The sequence below is a fragment of the Rhodoferax bucti genome (genome assembly GCF_005876985.1).
Lineage (GTDB): Bacteria > Pseudomonadota > Gammaproteobacteria > Burkholderiales > Burkholderiaceae_C > Allorhodoferax > Allorhodoferax bucti.
The window spans coordinates 74,970-90,737 of record NZ_VAHD01000002.1; the positions used below are offsets into that span (position 1 = coordinate 74,970).

A 15,768-nucleotide genomic window follows, 5' to 3' on the forward strand; every position below is an offset into this window, starting at 1 on the left:
AAAGCCTCCTTTTTTATTTCACCAGTTGATTCAGTTGGACGATGGGCATTAATACCGCCAGCACGATCAGCATCACCACCAGACCCATGACTACGATGAGCAGCGGCTCCAGAAGCGTGGCGAGCTGCAGGGCGCGGCGTTGCACCTCGGTGCGCAGTTGCAGGGCAGCGCGGTCCAGCATGTGGGGCAGGCGGCCGGTTTGTTCGCCCAGGCGGGCAAACATGCTCAAGAGGGCGGGAAAGCGTTGCTTGCGCGCCAGCGCACTGGCCAGTGGCGCACCTTCACGCACTAGGGCCAGGGCCTCTAGCGCGTCGTCGCGCATGGCGCGGTTGCCCAGCGTTTCAGCGGCAGCTTGCAGGGCCTTCAAGATGGGCACACCCGCTGCCGCCAACATGGCCAGCGTGCTGGCAAAGCGGGCTGCGTTGTAGCTGCGGGCCAGGCGGCCCAGCACGGGCAAGCGCAACCAGGCGGCATCCACTTTGGTGCGAAAAGTGCCGCTAGCCCATGCCACACGTGCGCAAGAAGCTCCTGAAATAATAGCAACCAACGCCAGCCAGCCATAACTGCGCACTGCGCCACTCACCGCCAGCATGGCGCGGGTGAGCAGCGGCAAGGCCTGTTTCGAGCCCGCAAATACATTGGCAATTTGCGGCACCACATAGGCCAGCAAAAACAGCACAATAGCCAGCGCCACGATGCTCACGATCGCCGGGTACAAGGCAGCCCCCAGCAGCTTGGCCGAGAGGTCTTGCTGCTCTTCCAGGTCGTCCGCCAGGCGCTCCAGCACCAGTCCTAATTGACCGCTTTGTTCGCCAGCGCTGACCACGGCGATATAGATGGGGGTGAATTCCCGGGGGTGTTGTGCCAGTGCCGCGCCCAGGGACGCGCCGGCGTTGACTTCTGCGCGCACGGTAGCCACCACATCGCGCTGGGCCGTTTTTTCTGCCTCGTCCGCCAAGGCGCTCAGGGCGCGCTCCAGCGGCAGCCCGGCGCTGACTAAGCCTGCGAGCTGCCGGGTCCAGACGGCGCGCTGGTTGGGTTTGAACGCCCGCCGGCCCCATGCGCTGTGGGCGGTGGCGTTGTCCGCAGTGTTTCCAGCCAGTGCTTGCACCTGCATGGGCACCAGTTGCTGCCCCCGCAGCAGCGTGCGGGCCGACTTGGCCGTGTCCGCCTCCAGAACGCCGGAGCGTGTCTTGCCATCGGCATCAAGGGCTTGGTAGGAAAAAGCGGGCATGGCCCAATGGTAGCGGGGCCGGATTGAAAAAAGCCCTCCGGCCTGGACGGCGGGAGGGCTTAAAGGCTGCGTGGATGATTAGTTCACGCGTGTCACAGGGTACAGGTTGGGGTAGAGCTGGTTGAGTTTGCGTCCATTGGCGGAGTTGAACTCATCGCCCGCATCCTTGGACGCAACGATGTCGCCAGTGCGCTGGGCTTCGGCCAGCTCTGCGCGCACTTGCTCACGGGTCTTGCCAGCCACCACGGGTTTGGCAGGGTAAGCAGCGGGGTAGATTTCATTCATTTTGCGGCCGTTGGCAGCGCCGAATTCGTCGCCAGCATCTTTCGGCGCCACGATGTCGCCAGTGCGCTGGGCTTCGGCCAGCTCTGCGCGGACTTGCTCGCGGGTCTTGCCTGCCACCACGGGTTTGGCGGGGTAAGCAGCGGGGTAGATTTCGTTCATCTTGCGGCCGTTGGTAGCGCCGAATTCGTCGCCGGCATCCTTGGGGGCAGCGATGTCGCCAGTGCGTTGGGCTTCAGCCAGTTCAGCGCGTACTTGCTCGCGGGTTTTGCCAATGTTGTCAGCAGCTTGGGCGTGGCCGGTCACCAAAGCGGCAACAGCGAGAGCGATAGAAGCGGTAGCGTATTTCATGATTCACATCCTTCATTCAAAGTTGATTCCGATCGACAGACACTGCGTCTGTCGTTACCGGTATCGAGGGGGCGTATCCAGTGCGTCTCATCGATGGGTTGAACTTTAGAGATCGAAGGCCATCTGAGAAATACCTCCACAGACAGTGGACCATTACGCGGTTTGAAATAATCGCACCCTTGAATAGTTTAAAAAGAGTCCCATGGACCGATTGATGTCAATGCGGGTTTTCCAGAAGGTCGTGGACGAGGGCGGTTTCGCCGCCGCGGCCCGCGCACTGGATATGTCTTCCGCTGCCGTGACCCGCCAGATTGCGGATTTAGAGGACTTTTTGGGTGCCCGCCTGCTGCACCGCACCACCCGCAAGGTGTCCCTGAGCCCTGCCGGAGAAACTTACTTGGGTCGTGTGCGCACCATCCTGCAAGACATCGACGAAGCGCACGACCTTACCAGCTCGCAAACCCAAGAGCTCTCGGGCGAGTTGCGCCTGTTGTCGCCCCCGGCCTTGGCCTCGCATGTGATTGCGCCCATCATTGCGGGCTTCAGCGCCCGGTATCCCGACATTTCACTGCACATGGATGTGGATACCTACACCATCCCCCCGGTGGAGGACTATGACATCACCATGCTGCCCACCGAGGGTCATTACGACGGCAATGTGATTGCGCGGCGTGTGTCGTCCACCCAGTCGATTTTGGTGGCGTCACCCGACTACCTGAAGCGCATGGGCACGCCCACCACGCCGGATGAGCTCATTCGCCACCATGTGCTGCGGCTCAAGTCCCCGACGGCCAGTTTCGACCAGTGGCGCCTGCTCAATACCGAGATGAATGACGCGGCCACCCTGTTTCCGGTGAAGCCCAAGCTCTGGGCCAACCATGGCGATACGCTGTTGCGTGCTGCGGTGGATGGCGCGGGCATCACCTCGGCTGCCGTGACGCTGGTGGCGCCGTTGTTGACGGATGGGTCCCTGGTGCGGGTTTTGTCGCCGTGGATAGGGGGCCATCTGGCGTTGTATGCCGCGCTGCCCAGCCGCAAATTCATGCCGGAGCGTACGCGGGTGTTTTTGGAATACCTCACCGAGCAAAGCCGCGCCCGTGCGGAGGCGGTGATCAAGGCCTGCACCCGCTGCTGAGTGCGGGGCGCGGGTCAGTCCCGCACTACCCGGATCAGCTCTTCGCGGCTGGTGACGCCGCTGCACACCAAGTGCTCACCATCGTCCCGCAGCGGCACCATGCCTTGTTGCAAGGCGGCGGTGCGAATGTCTGCCTCCGAGGCGTTGTGGTGAATCAGCTCAGCGATGGCTTCATCGGCCACCAGCAATTCAAAAATACCGGTGCGCCCCAGGTAGCCAGTGTGGCCGCACTGCTCGCATCCCTTGCCTGCGCAGGCTTTGCAGAGTTTGCGTACCAGGCGTTGGGCCAGCACACCGCGCAGCGATGAGCTGAGCAAAAACGGCTCCACGCCCATGTCGATCAGGCGAGTGACGGCGCTGGCGGCGTCATTGGTGTGCAGGGTGGCCAGCACCAGATGGCCGGTGAGCGAGGCCTGGATGGCGATTTGTGCGGTCTCGTAATCGCGGATTTCCCCAATCATGATCACGTCCGGGTCCTGGCGCAGGATGGCACGCAGGGCCTTGGCAAAGGTGAGGTCGATCTTGGGGTTCACCTGCGTCTGGCCGACGCCGGGCAGCTCGTACTCGATGGGGTCTTCCACCGTCAGGATGTTCTGGCGCCCCGCATCCAGCCGGCCCAGCGAGGCGTACAGCGTGGTGGACTTGCCGGAGCCCGTGGGCCCGGTCACCAGAATGATGCCGTGGGGCTGGGCAATCAGCCCTTCAAACCGGCGCAGCACATCGCCTTGCATGCCCACCGCTTCCAGGCTGCGCTGGTCTTGGCTCTTGTCCAGCAGACGCAGCACCGCGCGCTCACCGTGGGCGCTGGGCAGGGTGCTGACCCGAACATCCACCGCGCGGGTGCCGATGCGCAAGGAAATGCGCCCGTCTTGCGGCAAGCGTTTTTCCGAAATGTCGAGGTCTGCCATGATTTTGAGGCGCGAGATCAATGCCGCATGCAAGGCACGCGGCGCCTGCACCACATCACGTAAGCTGCCATCGACCCGGAAGCGCACGGACGAATGGCGCTCATAGGGTTCGATATGGATGTCGCTCGCCCCATCGCGCGCGGCCTGTGTCAGCAGCGCATTGAGCATGCGGATGATGGGCGCGTCATCAGCGGTCTCCAGCAGGTCTTCCACCGCTGGCAGCTCTTGCATCATGCGGCCCAGGTCGGCCTCGCCCTGTACCTCATTCATCACCGTGGCGGCGCTCGATTCACCTTGCGCATAGGCTGCGCTGATGCGCTGAATCAGCTCCCCGGCGTCCTGGGTTTGCAAGGTGTCGATGCGGTATTTGCGCATCACCTCCGAAATGGCCGAAGGCGGTGTGGCGCTGTGCACCCACAGGCATAGCGCGTTGTGCGCTTCTTCCAGCAGCAACTGCTGGGTGCGCGCAAAGGCGTAGGGCAGCGGGTAGCGCATGGACCTCGTCAATCTGCAAACGTGGGGTACGGCGCAAATTGACTCGCCTTGCCGCTCACATATTGGGTCATTGCCTCTTTGCTGCTTTCCATCCACTGCCGGATGGCCGTCAGGTATTGGTCGTCCGGTAGGTTTTTGGTCGGCTGGGCTGCATAAAAGGCAAAGGTCAGTCTGCGTCCCTCATTTGCTCCTACCCGCAACTCAATCCAGGTGTGGGCATCCGGAAGTTCGTTGGCAGACGGTATCAAGGCTGCTAGATTGGCCTTGTCCCAGGTGGTTCCGGTGCTGGTGGAGTTCAGTACCCGTTCGCGCAGGCTCCGGGTGAAGGTGTTAGCAAAACCGCAGCGCGCAACGGGCGACTCCGGCGTGGTTCCGTAGGCCTCCACGATGCGGGCCGTTTTGTGCTCACAAGGAAGGGTGGACTGGTAGTAATAGTACGGTTTGCTGTCGTAGGACAACCAAGCGATCGCCATGCTGGCTTTGGGGTCCGTATTGCGCAAAGTGAGAAACACACGGCTCGATTTGGTCGGACCATCCGGTGGGGTTTCCCGACGACTGGCTACGCGCCATTCGCCCTGCGGCAAGGGCATGGGTAATGCCTGGTCGTCGATCGGGATGGCGCCTGAGATTATCCGGCCCGGTAACGCCGCTTGGATCGCGGTCACTGGGGTCAGCATGTCCGCACTGCCCTGTCCGCTGGTCGCCGTGTCGCGGGTCGGGAAAGGGGGAATGGTGGTGGACTTGTTCTGGAGTGCCGCTTGAATGGCATGTCCTGTCGAGTTCACCCAGCTCTGGGCTGCTTTGTCGAAGGCGTCTCCAGCCCCGATGCCAGATGGTGTCCGCGCATGCAACTGATAACTCACTTTGCGCCCCCTGTCTGCACTGAAGGTCATGGTGACAAATAGACTGCTATTGCCCAGTGTGGCCTCATACGGGAGGAAGCCAGCATAGACGCCCCGGGTCTCCGGAGCCTGCGCCAGCGCGTCCAGCATGGATTTGCTTCCCCGCATCAGGTAGACCCCACGGGCACAACCGTAGGTCAAGCCGTTGGAGAGAGTTCCGAAGTCATTTTTAAACGGCGCGCCAGCCGAGCCGATCAGATTGCATGCCGGGCTCAACCACGTTATCGGGACAGAGTTCGGTGTGAATGTGACGACTAGCATCTCCAGAGGGTTTCCGGCGTCTGTGCCTAGGAGACCTAGCGCAATCTCAGGCACTTCGCTGGGAGATTCCGAGTTGCCTCCCCGCAGTTTCACCGACGAAATCTCTCTGCTGACCACTTTCCAGTTACCGGGAGGAAGCGGAAGTGGTGCCGCGAAGATGCTGAACAGGATGCCCTTGGAGACCTCCGTACCTACGTCGAGCTTGTCATACGCCGTCTGACTGCGGGCCACGACGGTATGCAGGCAAACCGCCATGCCTGCGGCGATCGTGAGGGCCTTTCCCAATGATGGCCCTCGTCGTGAAAGGCGTGTGTTTGTTTTCATATGTTGTCTCCCTGTGTATTTGTTGCAGAGCCCTTCAAGGTTTGGCAGGCAGACCTGGCAACACCGGCGCCTCGTTCACCGGCATGGTGCTGCTGGGCTCCGGCTGGGCATTTTGTTGGGTGCTGCGCATTTGTTCGTAGCGCTCGTTGGAGAGGGCTTGCGTGGCGGTGGCATCGCGCACCACCACCGGGCGCAAAAACACCATCAGGTTGGTCTTTTTGCGGCTGCGGGATTCGCTTTTGAACAGATTGCCGAACCAGGGCACATCGGCCAGGCCGGGCACTTTTTCCTGGTTGCCTGCGTACTCGTCCTGTAGCAGTCCACCGAGCACCACGACGGCGCCGTCTTCCACCAGCACGTTGGATTCGATGGTGCGCTTGTTGGTGGTCGGGCCATTGGCTGCGCTCGCGGTGGAGGCCAGCACGCTGGACACCTCCTGGTAAATCGCCAGCTTGATGGTGCCGTTTTCGCTGATCTGGGGCTTGACCTTGAGTGTGAGGCCTACGTCTTTGCGCTCAATGGTCTGGAAGGGGTTCACGCTGCCGGTGCTCGCCCCGGTGTTGGTGAACTGGCCGGTCACAAAAGGCACGTTCTGGCCGATGACGATCTTGGCCTCTTCGTTGTCCAGCGTCAGCAAGTTGGGGGTGGAGAGCACATTGCCGCTGCCGGTGGACTCCAGAAAGCGTGCCAGAAAGCCCAGCACGTAGACGCCGTTGGTGCGGTTGGCCACGCCCAGGTTGAGCCCCTTGGCCGGCGACACCGTGCCCGAGGCGCCCGCTGTGGCCAGGCTGATGATGTTGCTGCCGCCACTGCCGAAGTTGGTGCCCAGCACGCCCACGGCGCTGTCGCCCGCATTGCCCAGCGCGCCTTGCCACTGGATGCCGAACTCGGCGGCCTTGTCGGCGCTCACCTCGGCAATCAGGCTTTCTACAAACACCTGGGCGCGGCGTGCGTCCAGCTTGTCGATGACGGCGCGCAGCTGCCGGTACTGTGGCTCGCTGGCGGTGATGATGAGGGAGTTGGTGGCCGGGTCGGCCTGGATCTGGCCGCCGGTGCTGGGGGTGGCAACCGCGCCCAGATTGCTGCCGCCCGTACCCGTGCTGCTGGTGTTACCCCCCGCAGGTGCAGCGGGGGCGGCACTGGCGGTCAGGGCGCTGCCCGCGCCGGTGGCGCTCATGGCAGCGCGCAAGGTGGTGGCCAGTTGGGTGGCGTTGGCGTTTTTCAGGTAGACCACGTAAATATTGCCGGCCGCGCCGTTGCTGCCGGCCGTGGGCTGGTCCAGCCGCTCAATCAGGCTACGTGCCAGCGCCAGCCGGGCCTGGTTGGCCGCCCGCACGATGAGCGCGTTGCTGCGCGGTTCGGGCACCACGGTGGTTTTGAAGCTGGCATCCGCCGCCGCCCCGGTGGCACCGCCGCCCGAGCTTTCCATCAAGCGCAGCACCAGCGGCGCCAGGTCGGTAGCGCTGGCGTTTTTGAGCGTGATGACTTCCACATCGGTGGCATTGGGCACATCGAGTGCTGCCACGATGCGGGATAGGCGCCGCAGGTTGTCGGCGTAGTCGGTGATCACCAGCGAATTGGTCGCCGGGTTCACGTTGATCGGGTTGTTGGGGTTGATCAGCGGGCGCAGCACGGCCACCAGGTTGTTGGCGTTTTCAAACTGCAGCTTGATGATTTGCGTCACCAGCTGGTTGCCCGGTGCGTTGGCGGTGCCGCTGTCGGTGGAGGTCACGCTGCCGCCCAGCAACTTGGCATCGGCCTCGGGCACCACCTTGTCCAGGCCATCGGTTTGCACCACGGTGTAGCCCATGGTGCGCAGCACAGCCAGAAAGTGGTTGTAGGCCCGGGCGGGGGACATGGGGCTGTCGGACACCAGCGTCATGGTGCCTTTGACGCGCGGGTCCACCACCACATTGCGCCCCGTCAGCGTGGCCATGGTGCGGGCCACGGCTTCCACCTCGGCGTTGCTGAAGTTGAGGGTGATGGGCTCGCCCCGCTTGGCGGCGGGCGTGTTGGGGCTGGTTTGTGCCAGCGCTTGTGTGCCAAATAGGCCGATAGTGCCCGTCCACAGTGCGCCAGCAGCTATCAAATGCATAGCGATGGTGGTGGCGCGCAAGCGAGTGGACCGGTGGTGGTGTGGCATTCCTTAACCCAGGTGAATCAGAGACCGTGCGCCTTGGCGCTGCCCGATGATATTCAGCAAATTGGAGAGTGCGTCTTCCCGGCCCTCGGCGGCACGGGCTTCTCCGTCAAAAACAACACCTTGGGCGCTGATGGCGCCCGTGCCGCGCAGTTGCAAGGCGCCTTGCAGGGTGCTCAATTCCAGGGTGGGCCGGTCTGCGCCCAGCGCCACCAGCCGGTAGCTGCCCACCGGCCGCAGGGTAGACAGGCTGGTGGACAGGTCGTGCGCCTCCAGTTGCACACGACCCTGCATGTGCACGCCGGCGGGGGAGGCGTGCAACGCCAGCCCCTGGGTGCTCAGCTGCAGGCGGCCCTGGGGTTGCAGGGTGTTCCATGGCGTGCCCAGTCCGGTGAGCCAGGCGGCGGGCAGGCGCAGGGCCCGGGTGTCGGGCAGGTCGTCCGCCTGCAGCTGCAGTTGGCGCAGGTCGGTGTTGATGTGCCACTGCCAGGGCGCGCTCAGGCAGCAGTCGGCCTGCCAAAGCACACGCAAGCCGGGCAGGGCGCCGTGCCACGCGGGGCGGAGTTGCCATTGCAGGGTGCCGGGCAGCGCCGTGCGGTCTTGGGTGTCGCTGTGCAGCAGCAGTTGAGCCCGGCCATTCCACACCGTGCCCTCAGCGTTGTGCAGCTGCAGCGGGGCACCGGCCCAGACAAGCGCGTCTGCCAACCAGCGCGCTGGGGCCCACACCGCGATGCAAGCCAGCATGCCCAGCACGACTCCGGCACACGCCCAGCGCCACGGGGCTTGTTTGCCTGCGGCAGGCGGGCGGGCAGACGCGGCGCGCACGGCGGAGGCCATCACGCTCACGGCCCCGGCAGGGTGAATTGCACGGTGCCGCTCCAGGCGCCAGCTTCTTGCTGCAACTTGGCTTGGCCGGGTACCAGGCGGGCTTCGCTGCGGGTGCGGGCCAGCCAGCGCGCCAGGGCGTCGGCGTCTACTTTGCGCAGGGTGACGGTGGCCTGGCGGTCTGCCAGCACTAGGTGGGCCTGCGTGCCCAGGGTGTTGACGGCGGCCTGCAGGGCTGCTGGCGCTGTGCGCGGGTCTGCCACCGGTTGTGCGCGCAGGGCTTGTGCCTGCGCTTGCAGGGCTTGCATGGTTTGCAGCTGCGCGTCCAGGGCGCTGCGCTGCGCCGGGTAGGCGCGCACGGTGCGCCAGGCCGGCGCGAGGGCCACGGTCCAGAGCAGGGCGGCGCTCACCAGCAGGGCGGCTGCCCGCAGCAGATGCTGCTCCCGGGGCGGGCGCTGGGCCCACCAGGCCGACAAGGTATTTGGGGCGGGGGCGGCGGCAGATCGCATGCGGGGCGTGCTCATGGGCTGATGACCCAGGTGTTGCCGTCTTGCCGCGCTCGGTAGCCACGGGCTTGCAGGCCGCTGCGCAGGCTCTCGGGGGGCTCGGCGCCGGCACCGGGTGGTGGAGTCAGACGCAACTCGCCTGCTACAAATTCAATAGCTGTTGGCGCATATTCAACGGGCGCTAGCGTGCCAAAAGCCTCTAGCAGTCGCTCCAGGTCGCGGTTTTGGAGCTGGCCGCTGTGTTGGCCGAGTGCGGCCACCGCGCGTTCCATTTGCCGTGGTGCATCCACCACCACCGTGGTGGCCGGAAAGGTGCTCAACAGCACACCCTGTAGGGCGGCACGCTGGGTGGCCAGGGTCTCGCGGGCTTGCCAGGCTTGGGCATTGAGCCCCAGCAGTTGCACGCCGCACAGCACTGCCACAGCCCAACGCGCGGGGCGCCAGGCGGGCGCATCCCATGCCGAGCGTGCGGCGTCGAGCAGCTTGTGGCCCAGGGCATTGCGGTGGGCGAATTCGCCCTGCGCCAGGTTCCAGGGGCTGTTGGCGGCGTCCAGCAGGCGCTGCCCGCGGTTGTGGACTTGGGCCTCGCGGTGCAACAGCTGCTCGGCCCGGGCGGCGCAGCCCGGCTCGGCCCACAAAGAGGCGTCGGCAGGCAGGCCGGGGGGCTGCTGCGTCTGCCCGTGGGGCAGGGGGCGGCCATGCACGCCGTAGGCATCGGCCCACACCACGGTGCAGGCCTCGGCCTCCCCAGTGAACCAGAGGGCGGTGGGGCTGCCTTCGGGCAAGGGCGCCCATTCCGGAGCGATGCGTTGAACGCGGTGGCCGGTGTGGGTGAGGGTCTGCAGGGTTTGGTGCAGCCAGGTTTTATCGCAAACCGATACCCACAGCGGGCCCGCGCCGGCAGCGTCTGGCGTCAGGGCGAAATGCAGGCGGGCGGGGTCGTCGAGCAGGTGGTCTTCCAGCAGCCCTTCCAGAGCGGCGCGCAGGCGGGTGGCGTTGCGGGCTTCTCCATGGCGCCCCAGCAGGCCGGGGGGCAGCTGTACCCGGTGCCAGGACAGCGCCGCTGCGGGTAGCAGCACGACGGTGCTGGCACCCGACACGGCCGCTGGTGGTGTGCTGCTGCGTTGGCAGTGCTGCGGTGTGTCGCTGAGCACGCTGTCCCACGCTGCTCCTGTGCCCGCAGCGCCATCGACCGAGGTGTGGGGGGCGGGGGGCATCACAAGGTGCAGGCGCATGGTGCTTTCATTGTACGGAGGCGTTAGTTGGTATCGCGTGCGTGGGCGCCTCGCGTGTTTTCCAGAGGGGTTTGACGTTCAAACCATCCCGCTGCAGGACGGTGCGCTCCTGGGTGATCAGGCTGCCCAGCCGCAAGCGCGCCCGGACTTCGAAATACCGCGAGTTGACGCTGTGCAGCGCGTCGTTCAGCACGAGTTCGCTCTTGCCGGCGGCCTGGGCCACCTCGGCGAGGTTGCGGAAGTGGCTTCTGGCCCGAGCCTCCAACAGGCGCTGGGCGCCGGCGGCGTCCAGGTCCGCTACGATGGCCTGCAAGACCGGGGCGCTGGCCGTGTTGAGGTTGACCGGGGTGCGCTCCGGCAACACCACGGCATACGGTGCCAAGGCCGCCACGGTGTGCGCAGACAGCCCCAGCCAGGTCAGCTGGCTCAGTGTGCGGGCTTGCAGCGGAGTGGCTGTCGCGCCCTGAGCACCGGTGCGGGTGGCTTGGCTCGCCCGCAGCCCGGCCACAAGCACCAGCAGCTCGCTTTGCGGCAGCTGCAGCGCTTCAAACAGGCGGGCAAAGGCGCGCAGCGTGGGGCCGTGGGTTTGCTGGTCGAGTAGCAGGTTGCTGACGTTGAGGCGGCCCTGCAAGTCGCTGATGCCACCCGAGAGGTAGGCGGACTGCAGCAGCTCGGAGTCCGGCAAGTCCTCGGTGCTGTTGCCGTTGTTCAAAAAGCTGCTGAGCTTGGCCTCTTGCAGGGGGACGGCCCAGGGCTCGGCCAGGTGGTCTACCGAGCCGGAGCGGGCGTCTTCGCGCAGGATGAGGCGGGCCCAGTCGGTGCCGCCCTGGAGCAACCAATTGGCTTGCACCCGTGCGCGCTCGGCGGTTTCCAGGTCGAGCGCGCGCCGTTGCTGCCACAAGGCTGCGGCGCTCAGGGTGGCGACCAAGGCCATCAGCAGCATGGCGGTGAGGATGGCAGCGCCCCGGTGGGTAGTGCGGGCTGGCCGCCGGCTCATTGCCCCGCTCCGGTCAGGGCGCCCGAGGCCCAGTCGCGCACCAGGCTGCCTGCGAGCGGGTGGCTGGCGGGCAGGGTGAGCACCAGGCGCACGCCATCGGGAGCGGTGGCCATGTCCGGGGTGCCGGTGCTGGAGAGCGGGTTGCTCCAGGCGCCCCCGCGGTAGAAAAACAGCTGCCATTGCTCCAGCCCAGTAATGGCGACCTCTCGCGCCCGCAGCTCGGGGCTCTCGGTGCCCTGGGCCCATGCAGAGGCGGCGGCCCAGGCGGCTTGCCATGCCTCTATTGATTGCACCGGCGCCGACTGCCAGCGCAGCCACTGGGGTGTGCCCTGGCGGGTGGCGCGGGTCCAGGCCACGACGGTGACGCCCTCCGTGGGCGGCGCAGCGCGGCGGGTGATGCGCAGGCTGCGGCCATCCCACTCCATTGCGCGGGTGGCAGGGAGTTCTTGCACGGCGTCCAGGTCGGTGGTCCATTGGTTCAGGCCGGCTTCGGTGGTGAGCACGGCGTCGCTCACGCTCTGGTTGACCTCTTGGGCTTGCTGCATGCCAGCCAGCGCGCGCCAGCCCATGGTGGCCATGAGTGCCATCACCGCCAGCGCGACCAGCAGCTCGATCAGGGTGAAGCCGCGCTGTGTGGCGGAGGGGCGAGCGGCCGTCATCAGTAGCGCCCCACCACGGTGCTGAGTTGCAGCAAAGGGCTGCCTTCCTCGGCGACGCGCGCTTCTACCCGCCGGAAGTTGGGGTTGGGCGTGGCCTGCACCAGTAGGCGCAGCTCCAGCGTCCGGCCGGCCTGGGAGCAGTCGCGGGTGTTGTCACCCACGTCGGGCAACTGGCGGGTCAGGCGCACTTGCACCAAGGCGTTTTCAGCGCACAGCTGGGCCAGCACCCGGCTGCTTTGCCGTTCGGTGCTGCGGGTGAGGGTGGCGCTGGCGCGCAGGCCTGCGATCAGGGTGACTGCCACAATGGCCAAGGCCACGAGCACCTCGATCAGGGTGAAGCCACCGGGCGTCCGCAGCTTGGCGCGCCGGCGTGTCATGGGGTGGTGTACACGGCAAACGCGCGCAAGCCATCGGTGCGGAGCCACAGGCTGCGTTCGGGGGCGTCGCGGCTCCAGAGCCGCACCTGCTGCGGGCCAATCACCGGCTCGGGCCCCAAGGGGACGGGCGCAGGGCTACTGGCTTGGGTGGCGGCATCGTCCCATTGGCCGGGCTGGGTTTGGGGGCCGGTGCTGAACTCAAACCCCGTGGCGGTTGCTCGCCAGAAGGTGCTCACGCCCGTAGCTCGGGATTGGGCGCGGGCCGATTCCAGCAGGGCGACTAAACGCAAGGCTTCGCGGTCCAGCTGGCTTTGGCGGCTGTCGCGCAAGGCCAGGGCCACCGCGGCAGAGGCGATACCGGCAATCGCCACCACGATCATCAACTCCAGCAGCGTGAAGCCCCAGGCACGCCGGTGGCGGCGTGGCACGGGGCGGATGGGCGGTTTACCAGTTGCCGATATCGGCATCTTTGCCTTCACCGCCCGCTTGGCCGTCTGCTCCGAAGGACAGCACATCCACCTCGCCCCGCAAACCGGGGTTCATATAGAGGTAAGGCCGGTTCCAGGGGTCAGCGGGCAGTTTGTCGATATAGGGGCGCCAGTTGGCGGGCACCGGGTTCGCGGTGGGTTTGCTCACCAGGGCCTGCAGGCCTTGCTCGGCGGTGGGGAAGCGCTGGTTGTCCAGCTTGTAGAGCTTGAGCGCCTGGGTGAGGTTGGCGATGTCGGTTTTGGCGGCGGTGACCCGGGCGTCGTCCGCGCGGTCCAGCACATTGGGCACGATGAGTGCGGCCAGCACCCCGATGATGACCAGCACCACCATCAACTCAATCAGGGTGAACCCCCGCTGGAGCGGGCGTGCGAGGCGGCGGGGCATAGAGGCGTGCAATCGGAGGGGCATGGGAGGAAGTCGCTGGAGTCTGGCCTTCCATGATAATGCGCCGCATGCCCCTTACCGCGTCGCCCTGGCCCCCTCGTCTTGCCGCCTTGCTGTTGTCTGCAGCAGCGGCCGGGAGCGCGGCGTATTGGGCCCTGCATTGGCGGGTGGCGTCAGAGTTGCCGGTTTCTGCCGGCCCCGTAGCCGCTGCGGGCGCGGAGGTGGATACGACCGCAGTCGCCCGGGCCCTGGGGGCCTCTGGGGCATTCGCCCCGGCGACCGGCGCCACGGCACCCGCTGGTGACGTGGAGGCCGCACGCTTTGTGCTCTCCGGCGTGGTGGCCGATGCGTCTGCCCCGGGTCGTGCCTTGATTGCCGTGGATGGCAAACCGGCCAAACCGGTCGCCGTGGGTGCGGTGGTGGCTGAAGGCTGGACGCTGCATCGGGTGGAAGCGCGCCGTGCTGTGCTCCGCCGCAATGGCGCGGAGCTGGAGTTGCAGTTGCCTCCGCTTCCCCAACCTGTGTCTATGGGTAAAAAAGGGCTCTAGCGCCCGCCAGCCCTGCGCGGACAGCTATCATTTTTGCAGAAACATGCGGTACACCGGGTTGTGGGTTTCTTCCACATACGGGTAGTTCAGGGTCTGCAAAAACTTCTCGAAGGCCTTGTCATCCGCTGCCGGCACTTGCAGGCCTACCAGAATGCGGCCGTAGTCGGCGCCCTGGTTGCGGTAGTGAAAGAGGCTGATGTTCCAGCCCGGGCGCATCAGGCTCAGGAACTTCATCAGTGCGCCCGGCCGTTCGGGGAACACAAAACGCAGCAGCCGCTCGTCCTGCGCCAAACTGGAGATGCCGCCCACCATGTGGCGGATGTGCTCTTTGGCCAGTTCATCGTGCGTCAGGTCCAGGGTCTTGAAACCGTTTTTCTCAAAGTTTTTGGCTACCTTGGCAGACTCGCCCTTGCTCTGGGTGGTGAGGCCTACGAACACATGGGCCTTCGCCGCGTCGCTGATGCGGTAGTTGAACTCGGTCACGTTGCGGGTGCCGCCGGGCAGCTCGCCGATGAGCTCACAAAAGCGCTTGAAGCTGCCGCGCTCCTCGGGGATGGTGACCGCGAACAAAGCCTCGCGCTCCTCGCCCACCTCCGCGCGCTCTGCCACGAAACGCAGGCGGTCGAAGTTCATGTTGGCGCCACACAAGATGGCGGCGTAGGTCTCGCCCTTGGTTTTGTGCTCGGCCACGTACTGCTTGATGGCCGCCACCGCCAGGGCGCCCGCTGGTTCCACGATGCTGCGGGTGTCCACAAAAATGTCTTTGATAGCGGCGCAGACAGCGTCCGTGTCCACCGTCACATAGCCGTCGACCAGTTCGTGGGCAATGCGGAAGGTTTCTTCGCCCACCAGTTTCACGGCAGTGCCGTCGGAGAACAAACCTACGTCGGGCAGCGTGACGCGCTCATGGGCGTCGACCGACTGGATCATGGCGTTGGAGTCGTTCATCTGAACGCCAATCACCTTGACGCCGGGCGCCACCGCCTTGATGTAGTTCGCCACACCGGAAATCAGGCCGCCGCCGCCAATGGCCACAAACACGGCATCAATGCCGGGGCCAGTTTTGCTGCCAGTCTTGTGGCCGGACTTGGCGGCCTTGTCGGCACCCAGGGTCTGCACCTGGCGCATGATTTCCATGGCCACGGTGCCTTGGCCGGCAATCACGTCTGGGTCGTCAAAAGGGTGCACGAAGGTCAGGCCTTCTTTTTTCTGCAGCGTGACTGCGTGGCCATAAGCGTCGGAATAGCTCTCGCCGTACAGCACGACTTCGCCACCAAAGCCGCGCACGGCATCCACTTTGAGTTGCGGTGTGGTGGTGGGCATCACGATCACCGCGCGAATGCCCATGCGGCTGGCAGACAGAGCCACACCTTGGGCATGGTTGCCGGCAGACGCGCAAATCACGCCTTTGGCAATTTGCTCGGCGGGCATCTGGGCCATCTTGTTGTACGCGCCCCGAAGTTTGAAGCTGCGCACGGGTTGCTGGTCTTCCCGCTTGAACAACACGGTGTTGTGCAAGCGGCGGCTGAGTGCGCGTGCGGGCTCCAGCGCGGTTTCCACCGCCACGTCATACACGCGGGCGGTGAGAATTTTCTTGAGGTAATCAGCCGGGGTGAGCGGGGAGGGGGAATTCAGGGCGGGAAATTCCGAGGAGGGTGGGGTCTTGGGGCTCACGGGGCTACACTCCGGTGGGTGAGAAAAGGCAGTCATGACGCT

The 15,768-nt window shown here is 65.4% G+C and carries 16 protein-coding genes; 2 read left to right on the plus strand and 14 right to left on the minus strand.

Annotated elements, in window-relative coordinates:
* Nucleotides 1-13 precede the first annotated feature (13 nt).
* Together gspF and FDM28_RS06820 are read right to left on the minus strand one after the other, a co-directional pair.
* A complete protein-coding gene (gspF, locus tag FDM28_RS06815) occupies nucleotides 14-1,234 on the minus strand; it encodes a type II secretion system inner membrane protein GspF (RefSeq protein WP_138514425.1) in 1,221 nt (406 codons plus the stop codon).
* 78 nt (nucleotides 1,235-1,312) lie between these two features.
* Nucleotides 1,313-1,867, minus strand: a complete 555-nt coding sequence (locus FDM28_RS06820; RefSeq protein WP_138514426.1) for a DUF4148 domain-containing protein — start codon at nucleotides 1,865-1,867, stop codon at nucleotides 1,313-1,315.
* 214 nt (nucleotides 1,868-2,081) lie between these two features.
* Here FDM28_RS06820 and FDM28_RS06825 point away from each other — a divergent pair, with 214 nt between their 5' ends.
* Nucleotides 2,082-3,002, plus strand: a complete 921-nt coding sequence (locus FDM28_RS06825) for a LysR family transcriptional regulator (RefSeq protein WP_338110180.1) — start codon at nucleotides 2,082-2,084, stop codon at nucleotides 3,000-3,002.
* Nucleotides 3,003-3,016: 14 nt separating this feature from the next.
* Here the strand turns inward: FDM28_RS06825 and FDM28_RS06830 are convergent, their stop codons facing one another.
* The 11 genes from FDM28_RS06830 to gspG are packed head-to-tail and all read right to left on the minus strand — an operon-like array spanning nucleotide 3,017 to nucleotide 13,528.
* Entirely contained in the window at nucleotides 3,017-4,405 is a 1,389-nt protein-coding gene (locus tag FDM28_RS06830) for a GspE/PulE family protein (RefSeq protein WP_138514428.1), read from the minus strand.
* A gap of 8 nt (nucleotides 4,406-4,413) precedes the next feature.
* Nucleotides 4,414-5,892: a hypothetical protein gene (locus FDM28_RS06835; RefSeq protein WP_138514429.1), complete on the minus strand. Its 1,479-nt coding sequence runs from the start codon at nucleotides 5,890-5,892 to the stop codon at nucleotides 4,414-4,416.
* A 34-nt stretch (nucleotides 5,893-5,926) separates the two neighbouring features.
* Complete coding sequence (gene gspD / locus FDM28_RS06840; protein WP_420853007.1) at nucleotides 5,927-8,035, minus strand: type II secretion system secretin GspD; 2,109 nt, start codon at nucleotides 8,033-8,035, stop codon at nucleotides 5,927-5,929.
* Between the two features lie 3 nt (nucleotides 8,036-8,038).
* Nucleotides 8,039-8,869, minus strand: coding sequence for a type II secretion system protein N (gene gspN, locus FDM28_RS06845; RefSeq protein WP_138514430.1), 831 nt, complete (start codon nucleotides 8,867-8,869; stop codon nucleotides 8,039-8,041).
* A gap of 5 nt (nucleotides 8,870-8,874) precedes the next feature.
* On the minus strand, nucleotides 8,875-9,381 hold the full coding sequence (gene gspM / locus FDM28_RS06850) for a type II secretion system protein GspM (protein ID WP_240791932.1): 507 nt from the start codon (nucleotides 9,379-9,381) through the stop codon (nucleotides 8,875-8,877).
* A complete protein-coding gene (gspL, locus tag FDM28_RS06855) occupies nucleotides 9,378-10,598 on the minus strand; it encodes a type II secretion system protein GspL (RefSeq protein ID WP_138514431.1) in 1,221 nt (406 codons plus the stop codon). The genes gspM and gspL overlap by 4 nt, the downstream gene beginning before the upstream one ends.
* 7 nt (nucleotides 10,599-10,605) lie before the next feature.
* Entirely contained in the window at nucleotides 10,606-11,595 is a 990-nt protein-coding gene (gspK, locus tag FDM28_RS06860; RefSeq protein WP_138514432.1) for a type II secretion system minor pseudopilin GspK, read from the minus strand.
* On the minus strand, nucleotides 11,592-12,254 hold the full coding sequence (locus FDM28_RS06865) for a PulJ/GspJ family protein (RefSeq protein ID WP_138514433.1): 663 nt from the start codon (nucleotides 12,252-12,254) through the stop codon (nucleotides 11,592-11,594). The genes gspK and FDM28_RS06865 overlap by 4 nt, the downstream gene beginning before the upstream one ends.
* Complete coding sequence (gspI, locus tag FDM28_RS06870) at nucleotides 12,254-12,631, minus strand: type II secretion system minor pseudopilin GspI (protein WP_138514434.1); 378 nt, start codon at nucleotides 12,629-12,631, stop codon at nucleotides 12,254-12,256. The genes FDM28_RS06865 and gspI overlap by 1 nt, the downstream gene beginning before the upstream one ends.
* On the minus strand, nucleotides 12,628-13,059 hold the full coding sequence (locus tag FDM28_RS06875; protein ID WP_240791933.1) for a pilus assembly FimT family protein: 432 nt from the start codon (nucleotides 13,057-13,059) through the stop codon (nucleotides 12,628-12,630). The genes gspI and FDM28_RS06875 overlap by 4 nt, the downstream gene beginning before the upstream one ends.
* A 16-nt stretch (nucleotides 13,060-13,075) precedes the next feature.
* A complete protein-coding gene (gene gspG / locus FDM28_RS06880) occupies nucleotides 13,076-13,528 on the minus strand; it encodes a type II secretion system major pseudopilin GspG (protein ID WP_138514436.1) in 453 nt (150 codons plus the stop codon).
* Between the two features lie 44 nt (nucleotides 13,529-13,572).
* Between gspG and FDM28_RS06885 the strand changes: the two genes are divergently transcribed.
* On the plus strand, nucleotides 13,573-14,052 hold the full coding sequence (locus FDM28_RS06885; RefSeq protein ID WP_138514437.1) for a type II secretion system protein N: 480 nt from the start codon (nucleotides 13,573-13,575) through the stop codon (nucleotides 14,050-14,052).
* A gap of 27 nt (nucleotides 14,053-14,079) precedes the next feature.
* Here FDM28_RS06885 and ilvA read toward each other — a convergent pair whose 3' ends face one another.
* On the minus strand, nucleotides 14,080-15,762 hold the full coding sequence (ilvA, locus tag FDM28_RS06890) for a threonine ammonia-lyase, biosynthetic (RefSeq protein WP_138514438.1): 1,683 nt from the start codon (nucleotides 15,760-15,762) through the stop codon (nucleotides 14,080-14,082).
* Between the last annotated feature and the right edge of the window lie 6 nt (nucleotides 15,763-15,768).

Excerpts from the sequence above, each read along its gene's own strand:
- FDM28_RS06885 (WP_138514437.1), top strand. The coding sequence starts at position 13,573 with ATGCCCCTTACCGCGTCGCCCTGGCCCCCTCGTCTTGCCGCCTTGCTG.
- gspL (WP_138514431.1), bottom strand. The coding sequence starts at position 10,598 with ATGCGCCTGCACCTTGTGATGCCCCCCGCCCCCCACACCTCGGTCGAT.
- FDM28_RS06835 (WP_138514429.1), bottom strand. The coding sequence starts at position 5,892 with ATGAAAACAAACACACGCCTTTCACGACGAGGGCCATCATTGGGAAAG.
- gspI (WP_138514434.1), bottom strand. The coding sequence starts at position 12,631 with ATGACACGCCGGCGCGCCAAGCTGCGGACGCCCGGTGGCTTCACCCTG.
- FDM28_RS06825 (WP_338110180.1), top strand. The coding sequence starts at position 2,082 with ATGTCAATGCGGGTTTTCCAGAAGGTCGTGGACGAGGGCGGTTTCGCC.
- FDM28_RS06830 (WP_138514428.1), bottom strand. The coding sequence starts at position 4,405 with ATGCGCTACCCGCTGCCCTACGCCTTTGCGCGCACCCAGCAGTTGCTG.
- gspM (WP_240791932.1), bottom strand. The coding sequence starts at position 9,381 with ATGAGCACGCCCCGCATGCGATCTGCCGCCGCCCCCGCCCCAAATACC.
- gspN (WP_138514430.1), bottom strand. The coding sequence starts at position 8,869 with ATGGCCTCCGCCGTGCGCGCCGCGTCTGCCCGCCCGCCTGCCGCAGGC.
- gspG (WP_138514436.1), bottom strand. The coding sequence starts at position 13,528 with ATGCCCCTCCGATTGCACGCCTCTATGCCCCGCCGCCTCGCACGCCCG.
- gspF (WP_138514425.1), bottom strand. The coding sequence starts at position 1,234 with ATGCCCGCTTTTTCCTACCAAGCCCTTGATGCCGATGGCAAGACACGC.
- gspK (WP_138514432.1), bottom strand. The coding sequence starts at position 11,595 with ATGAGCCGGCGGCCAGCCCGCACTACCCACCGGGGCGCTGCCATCCTC.
- FDM28_RS06865 (WP_138514433.1), bottom strand. The coding sequence starts at position 12,254 with ATGACGGCCGCTCGCCCCTCCGCCACACAGCGCGGCTTCACCCTGATC.
- gspD (WP_420853007.1), bottom strand. The coding sequence starts at position 8,035 with ATGCCACACCACCACCGGTCCACTCGCTTGCGCGCCACCACCATCGCT.
- FDM28_RS06820 (WP_138514426.1), bottom strand. The coding sequence starts at position 1,867 with ATGAAATACGCTACCGCTTCTATCGCTCTCGCTGTTGCCGCTTTGGTG.
- ilvA (WP_138514438.1), bottom strand. The coding sequence starts at position 15,762 with ATGACTGCCTTTTCTCACCCACCGGAGTGTAGCCCCGTGAGCCCCAAG.